Source organism: Loktanella sp. 3ANDIMAR09 (assembly GCF_001420005.1).
Classification (GTDB): domain Bacteria; phylum Pseudomonadota; class Alphaproteobacteria; order Rhodobacterales; family Rhodobacteraceae; genus Loktanella.
The window spans coordinates 24,923-39,707 of sequence record NZ_LJAK01000007.1 but is presented as its reverse complement, the minus strand read 5'-3'; the positions used below and the strand labels follow the sequence as shown (position 1 = coordinate 39,707).

The window sequence follows — 14,785 nt, the reverse complement described above, 5'->3', positions numbered from 1 at the left end:
TCACGGGAATAAATCCTTTACTTGATTCGGTTTGTTTGCGATTCTCGCGACAATTCGGGTGGTAAGTTGGGATTGTTCTCGTGACACGCATGACAAAAGGCATCGTATTGATGGCTGCGCTGACGACGGGCCTTGCCGGTCAGGTCAACGCGCAAACCACGGCAGTTCCCGCAGAATTCCCACCCGCGAGCTATACTGCTTCGCAATATGTCGACAGCCGGGGCTGTGCCTTTGTCAGGGCTGGCATGGATGGTCGCGTCACATGGGTGCCGCGCGTTGACCGTCGCCGCGAGCAGCTTTGCAATTTCCAGCCCAGCCTTGCGCGGTCGGAAACCAGCCCGACGCCGCCGCAGCCTGCCATGCAGGATCTGCCGATCATCAACATCACGGCAGAGCCCGTCACCCCGACAACACCGGCCCCGCGTGCAGCCGCACCTGCGGCGCGCACTGCCGCAGCCCCGACACCGCGCATGGCACCTGTTGTGGCCCCGGTCGTGCGGCAGGTGGTTGCGACACCGCGCGTCGTGACTGCCCCTGCACCGGAACCGCGTCGTATCTCGCTCGCGCAGGCCTGTGACGGTCGGTTTGGTGTGCAGCCCGGCTTTGTCAGCGCGACGACGCGCCAGCCGATCGATTGCGGGCCAGCCCCGCAGGTGGCCGCTGCCGCACCGCAACCACGGGCCATGCCTGCACCCCAGCGCATCACGTTGGCGCAGGCCTGTGCGCGGATCGCGAACGGCGAACGTCTGGTCAATGCAGGCGGATCACCGATTGTCTGCCCCCAGACGTCTGCACCCGTGCGGGTCGCCACAGCACAGCCCGCACCCGTCCGCACGGCCAGCACGGCCTGCGGCATTGCAAACATGAACAGCGACGGGCGTTTCCCGGTACGCTGCGGACCACAGGCGGAATCGCCGTCCGGCGGCACGGTCACGCGCAGCGTCATGAACCCGTCCACGGCCACGATTTCCACCCGCACCGAAGGCGGTTTTGGCACCATTCTCAGCGAACCTGTCGTGCCCCGGTCCAACCCGGTGGGTGCGGTCACGCCAGCATCGCCGCCCCGTGGCTATGCCAAGGTCTGGGACGACGGGCGCATCAATCCCCAGCGTGGCCTGCCGCAGGCCCGTGTGGCGGTTCAGGCTGCACCGCAGGCCCGTGTATCCAGCCGTTCGGTTGCGCCTGTGACCGCTCCTGCTCCGGCGGCTGCCGCGACGGGGCATCGCTATGTGCAGGTCGGCAGCTTTGGCGACCCGGACAATGCGACGCGGCTGATCGGCAGGCTTCAGGCCGCCGGTCTGCCCGTGGCCTCTGGCCGGTCGGGCAACCTCAAGGTTGTTGCCGCAGGTCCGTTTGCCAATGCGTCCGACCTTCAGCGCGCCTTGGGCATCGTGCGCGGCATGGGCTTTGGCGACGCCTATACCCGAGGCTGACACCGCCTAGGCATCGCAGATCCCCTGTAGCTGGATCCATTCGGAATCCGTCAGGATCGGGCTGGGCGGGGTGCCTGCGTCAGGCGATTGCGTCAACAGCAATGCCGCGTCCTGACCGCGCGCGGTGCGCAGATCGGCATAGGGTGCGCTGGGCACGCCGACGCGGCCAAAGGCCTGCAACAGCGCCTGTTCAGATGCCACGGCCTGCGGTGCGTCGATCAGGGATGCCGCATAGTCGGCGAGGGTGCCAGGCGGCAAATCGCCCGTCGTCATCAGATGCACGGTCGCCCGTAGCCCTGCAAAATTCAGCACGGCGCGCAGCGGGTCGGTTGTGTTCGCCTTGGCCGCCAGGATTTCACCTGCGACGACGGCAGGGTCGTCATAGCGTACCAGAACCGCACGGTTGATGACCGTGATCTGTCCGGGCAGCAGCACCGGCCCGGGCAGTGGAGCAGGAAGCACGACCGTCTGGCCGGGTGCATCCGTTCCCAGCAGACGGGCCCGCATCCGGTCCAGCGCCACAAGGCCGCCGCGACTGCGGCAGATTGCGCCGGTCTGCGCCTGCATGTGGCCGAGGATGCGCGCCCCCAGTTCGGCGCGGCGCGCGTCCGGTGTCGCCAGCAGGGCCTGATCGCGGAGCAACCCCGGCCCCCAGATTGCACCAGCGCCGATGACAGCCGCGAGGATCGTGGCGCTGATCCAGTAGCGCAGACGCCCCGGCCTGGCCTCTGCCCGCGCGATGGAACCACGCACCGCCTCGATGGCGTCGACCATGGTTTCGTCCTCGATTTCAAGGCTTTCACCGGCATCGGGGCCAGGACGGAATACAGCGGGCATGGCGTCGGGGTTGACCCGTTCCACCGCAGGCAATGACCAATGCGTCAATGGCCGGTCAGCCATGTCGCTGACGATCAAGGTCGCCTTGCCGAACGATACCAGGACCTCGCGACGCTGCTCGCTGCGCGTTGCCCGCCAGAGACCCAGACTCTCCAGTCGTTCGTATTGTTCCAATGCCGTCATGTGGTCCGCCGGATGATTTGATCCTGTCTAGAGTGCTGCCGCCTGTTGCCGCAACGCGAATTTCTGGATCTTGCCGGTGGATGTTTTCGGCAGTTCGCCAAAGATCACCTGCTTGGGGCATTTGAAGCCCGCCAGACGGCCGCGGGCAAAGGTGATGATCTCCTGGGCCGTGGCCTCGGTCCCGTCGCGCAATTCGACAAAGGCGGCCGGCACCTCGCCCCATGTGTCGTCGGGTTTTGCCACGACGGCGCACAGGCTGACGGCAGGATGGTGCATCAACGCGCTCTCGACCTCGACCGAAGAGATGTTTTCCCCGCCGGAAATGATGATGTCCTTGGCCCGGTCAACGATCTGGATGTAGCCGTCGGGATGCTGCACGGCCAGATCGCCGGAATGGAACCACCCGCCGTCAAAAGCCGCCGCCGTCGCCTCGGGATTTTTCAGATAACCCTTCATCACCGCATTGCCGCGCATGACGATTTCGCCCTGGGTCTGACCGTCACGCGGCACCGGCTTCATGTCGGGGCCGACTACGGCGACACCGTCCATGATCGCAAATCCGACGCCCTGCCGGGCCTTGATCGTGGCCCGCGCATCCTCGGGCAGGTCGTTCCAGGCATCAGACCAGATGCATTCGGTGACGTGGCCGTAGGTTTCGGTCAGCCCGTAGACCTGCGTGACGTTAAACCCCAGTTTCTCGATCGCGGCCAGCGTGGCCGCCGCAGGGGGCGCCCCTGCCGTAAACACCTCGACGCTGTGGCCAAACGGGCGCCGGTCCGCATCCTTGGCGGTCACGATGAGGTTCAGAACGATGGGCGCACCGCCGAAATGCGTCACACCATGGTCCGCGATGGCATCATAGATGGCCGCCGCCGTGATGTCGCGGCAGCAGACCACGGTGCCTCCCAGCAGCGGTGTCATCCAAGTGTGGCACCAGCCGTTGCAGTGAAACAGCGGCACGATCTGCAACACGACCGGGAACAGCGTCATGCGCCAGCTGATCGGCGTGCCCATCGTCATCAGATAGGCACCGCGGTGGTGATACACCACGCCCTTGGGCCGGCCCGTCGTGCCGGAGGTATAGTTCAGCGCCAGATCGTCCCATTCATCCGCGGGCCAGACCCAGTCAAACCCGATCTGACCCCCGGCCATGAAATCGTCGTAGGTCTCAAACATGCCGCTGGCGGGAACACCGGCGGTCGGGTCCGGCACCTCGATGATCCTTGGGGCAGGCGTCGTCATCATGGCGACCGCCTGCCGGATCAATGGCACAAGCTGGCTGTCGATGATCGCGACGCGCGCCCCACCGTGGTCCAGAATATAGGCGATCGTATCGGGATCCAGCCGTGTGTTGATCGTGTTCAGGACGGCACCACAGGCCGGAACGGCAAAGGCGGCTTCTGATTGTGCGGGAACGTTCGGCAGGATGGTTGCCACGACATCACCACGCCCGACCCCCGCCAGTGTCAGCGCATGTGCGAGCCGATCAATCCTTGCGCCATATTCCGCATAGGTCAGCCGTATTTCGCCATAGATCAGCGCGACCCTGTCGGCAAAAACGTCCCGCGCACGCGCCAGATGGCTCAGCGGCGTCAGGGCCACGTGGTTGGCCGGCCCCTTGCCCATGCCGTCCGCCTTTGTCACGTTCTCCATGATGGCTCCCTCCTGTCCCCGTGTCAGAGTATGAGAGACCAGATGCGCAAGACAATGGCGGAAGCATATGAGAGCTGCGATCAGACCATCCGGCGATAGGGTGACCGCATGATCATCTCGCGCGCACGAAAATTCGTCTTTGTTCACATTCCCAAAACCGGCGGAACGTCCTTTGCCCATGCCTATGACGCGCGTGCGGCAAAGGACGACATCCTGATCGGTGACACGCCCAAGGCGCGCAATCGCAGGCACCGGCTTGCGGAACTGGATGTGCCGGGCCGTTTGTGGAAACACAGCCGCATCGCGGATGTCGGCCCCCTGATTGCGCCAGAGGGCATGTGCATCATGGTTCTGGTGCGCAACCCATGGGCGCGTATGGTCAGCTATTACCATTGGCTGCGGCGTCAATCATTTGACCATCCGGCCGTCAGGCTGGCCGCCACACTTGATTTCAGCGCGTTCCTGCATCATCCGCACACGGTCGCCAGCCTGCGTGCCAACCCCTATGCGTCCTATGTGACCAATCCGCAGGGACAGCTGCTGGCGGCCCATTTTGTCAGGCTTGAACACTATGACCGCGACATGGCCCCGGTTGCGGCGCATCTGGGGTTTGCGCTGCCATTACCGCGCCTGAATACAGCGACACACCCTGTCGATTGGCGCACAAGCTACACCCCTGCTGACGCTGACCTGATCGCGGATTTGTGCGCCGCCGACATCACAAGATCACGTTACCGGTTCGACGACGCCGCCTGATTGTCGCGGATTGACTGACAGTCTGCCAAGCTGGGTAGCATTACCACCAGATCTCTGAACAGCGCCCAGAACTTGCCTTTATTCAGACGCATCTCAGCCCCGCGAATCGCGCCCCCTTAACCTGTGATAACGCAGCCCTGCCCACAGTCAGAACAGGGCGCACATCAGGGGAATGGAAGTCATGTTCGATTTTGCACAGACACGTGTATTACGTACCGAACCGTTTCTTTTCGACTTTGGCGTTGGCCTCGTTGCGGGGACGATGGTTGCAACCCACATGGGGTGGCGTCCGGTCGAGGCGGTCGTCGCAGGCGACCAATGCCTGACGTTTGACGGCGGGCTTCAGGTTGTCACGGCGGTCAGCCGCAGAACGGTCAAGACCAAGGGTGCAGCCGCAGATCCGCTAACCTGGCCTTTGGTCGTGCCTGTCGGTGCATTGGGCAACCGCGATGAACTGATGTTGCTGCCTGAACAGGCCGTTCTGATCGAAAGCGATACCGCAGAACAGGTGTTCGGCGATCCCTTTGCGCTGATCCCGGCGGCGGCGCTGGACGGTTTGCGGGGCGTCTATCGCAAACCACCCGCCGCTGAAATCGAGGTCGTGACCTTGCATTTCAGCCAGGACGAGATCGTCTATGCCAACGTCGGTGCCCTGTTTTACTGCCCCGTGCAGACCGATCTGTTGGCGGAACCGACGGTGCCTGCCTATGAGGCGCTGTCCATGGACGACGCCGAACTGCTGGTGCATTTCCTGAAACAAGAGGATGCGGGCCACGTCACCGACGGACAGGCGACCCAAGCCTTTCGTCTGGCCGCCTGACCCTGCCATCATCGCCAGACGCAAACAGCGCGCGCCCCGGTCACGGTGGCGCGCGCTGTCGATAGCATCATCTGACACAGGGCGGGGGGCAAAGCCCCCCGGGGACCGCTCAGGCGGCCGTATCGACTCCCTCGCCAAAGCGGGCGTAGAACGTCCCGTTACGGTCGGCCAATTCGCGCAGCAGATCCGGTGTCTTGAACCGGTCGCCGTAGGTTTCGGTCAGCATGTCGCAGGTTTCGGCCGCAAAAGGTGCGCCCAGGATGTCCAGCCAGCTGAACGGACCGCCCGACCACGGCGCAAAGCCCCAGCCCAGGATCGCGCCGACGTCACCTTCGCGGATGTCGGTGAGAACGCCGTCCTCCAGTGCGCGCACGGCCTCCAGCACCTGTGCGAACAGCAGGCGATGCTGCACGGTGATCAGGTCGGGTTGGTCTGCCGCCACCGGGTATTTATCGCCCAGTTCGGCCCACAGGCCCTCGCGCTTGCCCTTGTCGTCGTAGGTATAGAAACCTGCGTTTGACTTGCGCCCCATGCGGCCCGCGTCGGCCATCCAGAACAGCACCTCGTCAACTTCGCCGTCAGGGTAGGCATCGCCCATTGCGGCCTTGGTGGCCTTGGCGATTTTCACACCCAGATCAATGCTGGTCTCGTCCACCAGTTGCAGCGGGCCCAGCGGCATGCCGACCAGCTTGGCCGCATTTTCGATCAGGGCAGGGCTGACGCCCTCTTTTACCATGCGGATGCCTTCGTTGATGTAGGGAATGATGCAGCGGTTGGCGTAAAAGAACCGCGCGTCGTTCACGACGATGGGCGTCTTGCGGATCTGGCGCACGAAATCCAGCGCCTTGGCCACGGCCACGTCGCCGGTTTTCTGACCCTTGATGATCTCCACCAGGTTCATCTTGTCCACGGGGCTAAAGAAATGGATGCCGATGAAGGTTTCGGCATTTTCGGCAGCCTGCGCCAGTTCCGTGATGGGCAGCGTGGATGTGTTGGTCGCGAACACGCAGTCAGCTCCGACGACGGCCTGCACCTTCTTGGTGACCTCGGCCTTGACGCCCATATCCTCGAACACCGCCTCGACGATCAGATCGCAGCCTGCGAGTGCCGCATAATCGGTCGTCGCGTTGATCAGGCCCAGCAGCGCCTCTTTCTTCTCGGGCGTGGACTTCTTGCGGGCGATGCCCTTGTCCATGTAGGCGGCCGAGTAGGCCTTGCCCTTGTCGGCAGCCTCTTGGCTGTTGTCGATCAGCACGACCTCGATGCCTGCCTTGGCCGAAACCAGTGCGATGCCCGCACCCATCATGCCTGCACCGATCACGCCGACCTTTTGGACGCGCTGATCCGCCACATCAGGACGGTTGGCACCCTTTTCCAGCTTTTCCTTGTTGATGAACAGCGACCGGATCATCGCGGACGACGATGGGTTCAGCAGGACATGGGTGAACCAGCGCGCCTCGATCTTCAGCGCTGTATCGAATGGCACCAGCGCGCCCTCGTAGACGGCGGACAACAGCGCCTTGGCCGCAGGATAGACGCCTTGGGTATTGCCGTTCACCATCGCGGATGCACCGACAAAGGTCATGAAGCCAGCGGGGTGATAGGGTGCGCCGCCGGGCATTTTCCAGCCCTTGTCGTCCCAGGGTTTGACGATGTTCGGCTCTGACAGGACCCATGCCTTGGCCTTGGCCAGCAGGTCCTCTGCCGGAACCACCTCGTCGATCACACCCGCCTTCATCGCGGCGGTGGGATCGTTCAGCTTGCCCTGCAACAGCAGCGGGGACGCGCCCATGGCACCCAGCTTGCGCGACAGACGTGTGGTGCCGCCTGCACCGGGGAAAATTCCGACCATGATTTCCGGCAGGCCGATTTTCGCCTTGGGGTTATCGGCGGCAAAGATGCGGTGACAGGCCAGCGGAATTTCCAGACCGATGCCCAGTGCGGTGCCGGGCAGGGCGGCTGCGATCGGCTTGCCACCCTTGTTGGTCTTGGGGTCCATGCCAGCGCGTTCGATCCGGCGCAGCACGCCGTGCATGTCCATCACGCCGTCAAAGATCGCCTTGGCGGGGTCGTCGCTGCTGTCGCGCATCGCGGCGATGATGTTCAGGTCCATGCCCCCGGCAAAGGAGCCTTCCTTGCCGGATGTGATCACGATCCCCTTGACCGCGTCATCGGTCAGGGCCTGTGCCACCAGCGCATCAAGGTCCGCAAACCCCTGCTGGTTCATCACGTTCATCGATTTGCCGACGGTGTCCCATGTAATGACGGCGACGCCCTGGTCGTCGGTGGCGAGGGTGAAATCTGTCATGTGCTCGTATCCTTCAGGTCGGTGGCAGTCTGGCGGGCTATCGTACCGCGTGATCCTGCGCAGAGGGTGTGTGAAACAGGTGCCTGTCCGAGGCCTGCATCCCGGTACGAACCGCGACGCAGCGCCAGGTGTTGCCCTGCAATTTCAATGTGATTTGGGACGAAAAGCGAGGTTTCACCCGCTTGCCGTTGTGCAGGATATCCGTGTCGTAATGCCCGACGATGCAATCATCCGCCGCCCGCGTGACATCGCGGACCGTCCGGATCATGTCATTGACCGCATGGGCCTTGAACATCTGGCGCCAGCGCATGAATTTTTCATGCAAGGCGTCATTGGTCGCGATCACAGAAGGCCCGATGTCGGATTCCACGGACAGCGGCAGGCCGAAATGGCCTGCCCAGTTTTCGAAATCGTCTGCAATCACGCAATCGGATACGTGGTCCAGCCAATCTTGAAACAATCGCGTGTCCATGATCGCAATCCCGCTGTGCTAGACGCGTTCGATGATCGTGGCGGCCCCCATGCCCGACGCAATGCAAAGCGTCGCAAGACCGGTGCCCTTGCCGGTGCGTTCCAGCTCGTCCAGCAGGGTGCCGATGATGATGGCACCGGTCGCACCCAGCGGGTGACCCATCGCGATGGACCCGCCGTTCACGTTGACCTTGTCCGCGTCCACATCAAAGCGTTGCATGAACCGCAGAACCACAGAGGCAAAGGCCTCATTGACCTCGAACAGGTCAAGGTCGCCGATGGCCATGCCGCTGTCGGCCAGGATCTTTTCGGTGACGGGCACGGGGCCTGTCAGCATGATGGTCGGATCGGTGCCGATCTTGGCGGTTGCCCGGATGCGCGCGCGCGGCTTCAGCCCCATCGCGTCGCCCCATGCCTTGGACCCGATCAACACGCCCGCGGCACCGTCCACGATGCCGGACGAATTGCCGGCGTGGTGGATATGGTTGATGCGCTCCAGATGCGGGTATTTCATCAGCGCCACCTTGTCGAAACCGGGCATGGTTTCACCCATGTCCTTGAACGACGCCTTCAGCGCGCCCAGCGACTGCATGTCGGTGCCCGGACGCATGTATTCGTCGTGTTCCAGGATCGGCACACCGTTGATGTCACGCACGGCGACGACGGATTTGTCGAACCGGCCATCGTCCCAGGCCGCCTTGGCCCGGCGCTGGGATTCGACCGCCAGCGCATCGGCATCGTCACGGCTGAACCCGTATTCCGTCGCGATGATATCCGCCGAAATGCCCTGCGGCACAAAGTAGGTATTCATCGCCACCGAAGGGTCAACCGCGATCGCGGCCCCGTCGCTGCCCATGGCCACGCGGCCCATCATTTCCACGCCGCCCGCGATATAGGCCTGACCAGCACCGCCACGCACCTGGTTGGCGGCAAGGTTCACCGCCTCCATGCCGGACGCACAGAACCGGTTGATGGCAAGACCCGGGATCGATTGGTCGAGGTCAGAGGCCAGCACGGCGGTCCGCGCCAGACAGCCGCCCTGTTCGCCCACCTGCGTGACATTGCCCCAGATCACGTCCTCGACGGCGTGGCCTTCCAGCCCGTTGCGGTCCTTCAGCGCGTTCAGAACGCCGGCGGACAGCCGGACAGAGGTCACCTCGTGCAGGCTGCCATCCTTGCGGCCCTTGCCCCGCGGCGTGCGCACGGTGTCATAGATATAAGCGTCGGTCATCGTCTTCTCCTTCAGGCCGCAGGCAGTGCGCGCGGCATCAGATCATAGGGGTGTTTCCATCCGTCCGTGGCCGCCAGCCGGTCCAGCCAGGCATCCACGTTCGGAAATGCGGTACGGTCAAAGCCAAAGGGCTCTTCGTAATAGAGGTATCCGGCACAGGCGATGTCAGCGATCGTCAGGACATCGCTCGCCAGCCAGTCGCGGCCATTCAGATGGGTGTCCATCACCTTGAGTGCAGAGTTCAGGCGCATCAGCAGGTAGTCGTTGACATCCCGGCTCCGCTTGTCGGCTGGCAAAAAGTTCATGTTGAACCGCAACGGCCCGGCAATGCCGCTGACCTTGTGGTTATCGAAAAACATCCAGCGCAGGATTTCGCGCCGCTGATCGGCAGATTTCGCGCCCAGCTTGCTGGTTTTCGAGGTGATGTAATCCTGAATCACGGCCGATTGCGTCAGCACCATGTCGCCGTCGACCATCACGGGCACTTCGCCCATGACATTCAACGCGCGAAATTCAGGTGTCCGACTGCCGCCCTTGAAGAAATCGACAAAGACAGGCTCCCATTCCACCTCGGCCAGTGTCAGCGTCAGCGCCGCCTTGTAGGCGTTTCCGCTTTCGCCAAAGCAATGCAGCTTGATCGTCATGTGTCGCCCTCCCGTTTTGTGTCACGCGCCTTGCCGGCGTCGTGTTTGAGTATTTTTGGCAAGATGATGCCAAAGGCCGTCAATCATTACTTAACCTTGCCCGTGTCATCTGGTGACGCGGAACAGGCTGGAGAGCCGATGACCGTGCAAGGTGATGCGTCCCCAATGGGTCACATCGTCGGGGCAGGGTGATATGTGTATCATCTTGCCCCAAATACTCCCGCCGGAGGCGCCTCCAACCGCCACCTGCGCTGCCGTCACCTTTTGCGGGCTTCCAGTTCCGCATTGAACAGGCGCAACCGATGCCCAAAGGTGTCGTCGTCAAGGATGCTGTCAAAGTTCTCGAACAGGAATGACAGCGCCTCGCCTTCGTCCAGACCTGCCTCCTTGGCGAACCGTTTCAGGCGGCGATAGCCGTCTTCGGTCATGGCCACGGGGAAACGACGGGTCAGGCGCAGGCGTTTGGGCATCGGGATCTCCTTTGTGGTCAGCGTAGGGCGGGACGTGTCCCGCCGCCACCCCGATCAGAAGTTTGCGGCCTCCAGCGCCATGACGGTGTCCGCCCCGGTGTTGATCCGGGCCAGGTGCATCGCCGTGGCGGGCAGCTGGCGTGCCATGTAGTAGCGCCCGGTCGCGATCTTGGTCTGGTAGAAGGCGGTATCGCTTTCGCCTGCCTCCAGGGCCTCCATCGCGGCCTTGCCCATCTGCGCCCACATGTAGCCCAGGCAGACGTGACCCATCAGGTGCATGAAGTCATAGGACCCCGCCAAAGCGTTGTTGGGGTTTTTCATCGCGCCCATGAAATACATCGCGGCCGCCTGCATGTCCTTGCTTGCTGCCTTCAGCGGGTCGAGGAAATCCGCCTTCAGTGCCGCGTTGCCCTCGTTTTCCTTGATGAACGACTTGATCATCTCGAAAAAGCCCATCAGGTGTTTGCCGCCGTCGATAGCCAGCTTGCGACCCACGAGGTCCAGCGCCTGCACGCCGTTGGCCCCTTCGTAGATCATGGCGATCCGGGCATCGCGGGCGAATTGGGACATGCCCCATTCCTCGATATAGCCGTGGCCGCCGTAGACCTGCTGTGCGGCGGTCGCGTATTCGAACCCCTTGTCGGTCAGGAACCCCTTGAGCACCGGCGTCATCAGCGAGATCAGGCCATCCGCCTGCGCGTCATCCATCTTGTGCGCGCGGTCGATCAGATAGGCCCCCCACATGGTGAAGGCGCGTGCACCTTCGGTAAAGCTTTTCTGGTCCATCAGGTTGCGACGGATATCGGGGTGCACGATCAGCGGATCAGCGGGACCGTCGGGGTTTTTCGCACCGGTCACGTCGCGTCCCTGCAGGCGGTCGTTGGCGTAGGCCACGGCGTTCTGATACGCGACTTCGGCCTGTGCGTAGCCTTGCAGACCCACGCCCAAACGCGCCTCGTTCATCATGACGAACATGGCGCGCATGCCTTTGTGTTCCTCGCCGATCAGATAACCCGTCGCCTCGTCGTAGTTCATCACGCAGGTGGAATTCCCGTGGATGCCCATCTTCTCTTCGATCTTGCCGACCGACACGCCGTTGCGTTCCCCCAGCGAGCCGTCGTCCTTGACGATGAACTTGGGCACGATGAACAGGCTGACGCCCTTGATGCCCTCGGGGCCACCGGGGATCTTGGCCAGCACCAGGTGAATGATGTTGTCCGACATGTCGTGATCGCCGGCCGAGATGAAGATCTTCTGGCCCGTCACCTTGTAACTGCCGTCCTCTTGCGGGACGGCCTTGGTCCGCATCAGACCCAGATCGGTGCCGCAGTGCGGTTCGGTCAGGTTCATCGTGCCGGTCCATTCGCAGGATGCGAGCTTTGGCAGATAGGTGTCTTTTTGCTGCTCGGACCCGTGGACGCGGATGGCGGAATAGGCACCATGGGTCAGGCCCTGGTACATGTTGAACGCCATGTTGGCGCTGACCATCGGTTCGTTCACGGCCGAATGCATGACATAGGGCAGGCCCTGACCGCCGTATTGTTCCTCGGCATCCAGTGCTGTCCAGCCACCCTCGCGCACCTGATCAAAGGCTTCCTTGAAGCCCTTGGGCGTGCGCACGATACCGTTTTCCAGGGTGCAGCCTTCGGTGTCGCCCACGGCGTTCAGCGGGTGCAGCACGTCAGAGGACAGCTTGCCCACCTCTTCGAGGACGGCCCCGGTGAAATCACGGTCGAGGTCGGCAAAGCCGGGGATGTCCTGCTCGGACACCTTGAGCAGGTTGTGCAGGACGAATTGCAGGTCCTTGTGCGGGGTGGTGTAGGTTGTCATCGGGTCTCTCCTCCGTCTGGTGTCGCGCGGTTCAGGCCGCGTCGGACTTGTTTTTTGAAATCTCGGCCAGCTTGTCGGTGGCCCAATCCATCTGAACGCGCAGTTCCGAAATCGCCTCGTCCAGTTCGGCGCGCTGGCGCTGCATGTCCGCCAGGTGCTGCTGTGCAAGGTCCAGCGTGCGGCTGAGCTGTGTCAGCTGGCCGTCGCCCATGTGATACAGGTCCAGCAGCTGGCGGACTTCCTCGAGGCTGAATCCGAACCGCTTGCCGCGCAGGATCAGCTTCAGCCGGGCCTGATCGGACCGGGTGAACAGACGTTTCTGTCCGATCCGCTGCGGGAACAGCAATTCCTTGGATTCGTAGAAACGCAATGTGCGTGGGGTCACGTCGAACGCGTCGCACATCTCGCGGATGCTGAGTGTTTCGGTGGTCATCTTCATGGTCCTTCGGTCTGTCGTCTGCACGTCAGATCATCGTTCTGGACCAAGCTTACAATGACGGTTGACGTAAACGTAAACGTAACGTGACGTCAAAATCGGGGGTGACGAAAGGTCAGGCCGGATCAGCCCAGCGTGGCGCGTGTTTCATCCCGCAGGCGGCGCAATTCGGCGACCGTATCGTCCAGCTGTTTGCGCTGGACTTCCAGTTCCTGCAGCTGCCGGTCGGCCAGTGTGACCCAGGCCTGCATCTGCGCCGCGGTCCCTTCGTGCTCGTAGATCAACAGCCACTGGCGGATGTCCTCCAGCGCGAATCCGAACCGCCGGCCACGCATGATCAGCGTCATGCGTGCCTGTTCGCGCGGCCCGTAAAACCGGGACCGCCCCTCGCGGTCGGGATTGAGCAGTTCGATATATTCGTAATACCGCAATGTGCGCGGCGTCACATCGAACGCAGCGCACATTTCCTTGAACGTCAGGCGTTTGTCAGACATGCGATCTCTCCTTGGACGCATATCTAACACGCCTGCGGGCGGTGGCAAACGGCCCTAGTTCATGAACCCCGGTGCCAGCCAGTAGAACGCGTAGGCCAGGATCAGCGCAGGCACCGTGGAATAGACCGTGGCCCAGACTGCGGCGCGCGGGTCAATGGCAATCGCGGGAAACAACGCATCGCCGTCATTGCTGATCGCATTTCCCAGGAGGGCTGCAAACGGAACCAGCCCGTTGATATAGAGTGTCGTCACCAGCACCTGCGGTCCACAGCCCGGCACAAGGCCCACAATGACACCCAGCAGCGGCAGCAGGGGGGCTACAGCCTGAAACCAGGCTGCCAGATCAAAGCCGCCGTAGGCCACCAGATAATCGTAGGCAAGGTAGGCACCGATGACCCAGACCGAAATGAACGCCGTCTCCTCGGCCATGCGCGACACGGGCGTGTCATTGATGTTGGTCATCGCCTTCAACGACGAGGTCGACCAGATCAGCAGACCCAGGATGCTGCCGCCGACACCCACGATGGGCATCACAGGTCCAAAGACGGCGGCCACATCGACACCGGCCAACTGACTGACGCCGATGACCAACCCGGGCAAGGCGAATGCCGCGAACAACCAGTCGCGCGCACGCGTGGCACCGATCCGGGGCACCATGTCGGCAGGGTCGGTCCTGCGCGGCGTCATGGAAATCGCGGGCAGGCGGTCGACCACCCAGCCCGAAATGATACCGACCGCGAATGACAGCGGCAGCACGACCATGGCCGCATCGGGCCGCGTCGCGATCAGCAGAAACGCGGCGTCGCCCATCGTGGCCGTCAGTGTGGCGACGACCGCGCCAAACCCGACATTGCCGGACGAATAGGCCGCGACGACCACGACCGCACCACCGCAACCCGGCGTGGCCCCCAGGAGCGCCGCCATTGGCACCTGCCAGCCCTTCGCGTTCTTCAGCGCTGCGCCAATGTTGAAATTGAACAGCTTTTCGGCACCGTAGAAAATGATCAGCGTCGCCGCCACAAAGGCCGACACCTGCACAAAGGCGTCGGTCATCAGTTCGCGCGTCAATGCGCCCAGATCACCCGGTGCTGCTGCCAGCGCAAGAAAGATGAGAGCGACGATCAGGCGTCGTGGTCGAAATGGCCCGATACGCGGGGGAACGACGGCGATGGGCCGGTCAATGTCGGAAACACTCATGGATCACCCAGTTGCGAATTAT

Annotated in this window: 14 protein-coding genes; 3 read left to right on the top strand and 11 right to left on the bottom strand. The window is 62.7% G+C overall.

What is annotated here, in order from left to right; genetic code table 11:
* The first annotated feature begins 110 nt into the window (after window positions 1–110).
* Window positions 111–1,433: an SPOR domain-containing protein gene (locus tag AN189_RS11645; protein WP_172794902.1), complete on the top strand. Its 1,323-nt coding sequence runs from the start codon at window positions 111–113 to the stop codon at window positions 1,431–1,433.
* Between the two features lie 6 nt (window positions 1,434–1,439).
* Here the strand turns inward: AN189_RS11645 and AN189_RS11640 are convergent, their stop codons facing one another.
* On the bottom strand, window positions 1,440–2,453 hold the full coding sequence (locus AN189_RS11640; protein WP_056035933.1) for a hypothetical protein: 1,014 nt from the start codon (window positions 2,451–2,453) through the stop codon (window positions 1,440–1,442).
* A gap of 27 nt (window positions 2,454–2,480) precedes the next feature.
* On the bottom strand, window positions 2,481–4,106 hold the full coding sequence (locus AN189_RS11635) for an AMP-binding protein (protein ID WP_056035929.1): 1,626 nt from the start codon (window positions 4,104–4,106) through the stop codon (window positions 2,481–2,483).
* Between the two features lie 108 nt (window positions 4,107–4,214).
* On the opposite strand from AN189_RS11635, the gene AN189_RS11630 reads away from it, so the two are divergent.
* Both AN189_RS11630 and AN189_RS11625 read left to right on the top strand, forming a co-directional pair.
* Window positions 4,215–4,862, top strand: a complete 648-nt coding sequence (locus tag AN189_RS11630) for a sulfotransferase family 2 domain-containing protein (RefSeq protein ID WP_056035926.1) — start codon at window positions 4,215–4,217, stop codon at window positions 4,860–4,862.
* Window positions 4,863–5,043: 181 nt separating this feature from the next.
* Window positions 5,044–5,682: a Hint domain-containing protein gene (locus tag AN189_RS11625; RefSeq protein ID WP_172794901.1), complete on the top strand. Its 639-nt coding sequence runs from the start codon at window positions 5,044–5,046 to the stop codon at window positions 5,680–5,682.
* A 109-nt stretch (window positions 5,683–5,791) separates the two neighbouring features.
* Here AN189_RS11625 and AN189_RS11620 read toward each other — a convergent pair whose 3' ends face one another.
* The 9 genes from AN189_RS11620 to AN189_RS11580 form a co-directional block, all read right to left on the bottom strand.
* Complete coding sequence (locus AN189_RS11620; RefSeq protein ID WP_056035919.1) at window positions 5,792–7,990, bottom strand: 3-hydroxyacyl-CoA dehydrogenase NAD-binding domain-containing protein; 2,199 nt, start codon at window positions 7,988–7,990, stop codon at window positions 5,792–5,794.
* Window positions 7,991–8,027: 37 nt separating this feature from the next.
* Complete coding sequence (locus AN189_RS11615; RefSeq protein ID WP_056035915.1) at window positions 8,028–8,462, bottom strand: hypothetical protein; 435 nt, start codon at window positions 8,460–8,462, stop codon at window positions 8,028–8,030.
* 18 nt (window positions 8,463–8,480) lie between these two features.
* On the bottom strand, window positions 8,481–9,692 hold the full coding sequence (locus AN189_RS11610) for an acetyl-CoA C-acetyltransferase (RefSeq protein ID WP_056035912.1): 1,212 nt from the start codon (window positions 9,690–9,692) through the stop codon (window positions 8,481–8,483).
* 11 nt (window positions 9,693–9,703) lie between these two features.
* Window positions 9,704–10,336: a glutathione S-transferase family protein gene (locus AN189_RS11605; protein WP_056035909.1), complete on the bottom strand. Its 633-nt coding sequence runs from the start codon at window positions 10,334–10,336 to the stop codon at window positions 9,704–9,706.
* Between the two features lie 257 nt (window positions 10,337–10,593).
* Window positions 10,594–10,806, bottom strand: a complete 213-nt coding sequence (locus tag AN189_RS11600; RefSeq protein ID WP_056035906.1) for a hypothetical protein — start codon at window positions 10,804–10,806, stop codon at window positions 10,594–10,596.
* A gap of 54 nt (window positions 10,807–10,860) precedes the next feature.
* A complete protein-coding gene (locus AN189_RS11595) occupies window positions 10,861–12,636 on the bottom strand; it encodes an acyl-CoA dehydrogenase C-terminal domain-containing protein (RefSeq protein ID WP_056035903.1) in 1,776 nt (591 codons plus the stop codon).
* A gap of 31 nt (window positions 12,637–12,667) precedes the next feature.
* Window positions 12,668–13,069, bottom strand: a complete 402-nt coding sequence (locus tag AN189_RS11590; protein ID WP_056036286.1) for a MerR family DNA-binding transcriptional regulator — start codon at window positions 13,067–13,069, stop codon at window positions 12,668–12,670.
* 128 nt (window positions 13,070–13,197) lie between these two features.
* On the bottom strand, window positions 13,198–13,566 hold the full coding sequence (locus tag AN189_RS11585; protein WP_056035900.1) for a MerR family DNA-binding transcriptional regulator: 369 nt from the start codon (window positions 13,564–13,566) through the stop codon (window positions 13,198–13,200).
* A gap of 54 nt (window positions 13,567–13,620) precedes the next feature.
* The gene (locus AN189_RS11580; protein ID WP_056035897.1) at window positions 13,621–14,763 is read right to left on the bottom strand and encodes a putative manganese transporter; all 1,143 of its coding nucleotides are present in this window, start codon (window positions 14,761–14,763) and stop codon (window positions 13,621–13,623) included.
* Between the last annotated feature and the right edge of the window lie 22 nt (window positions 14,764–14,785).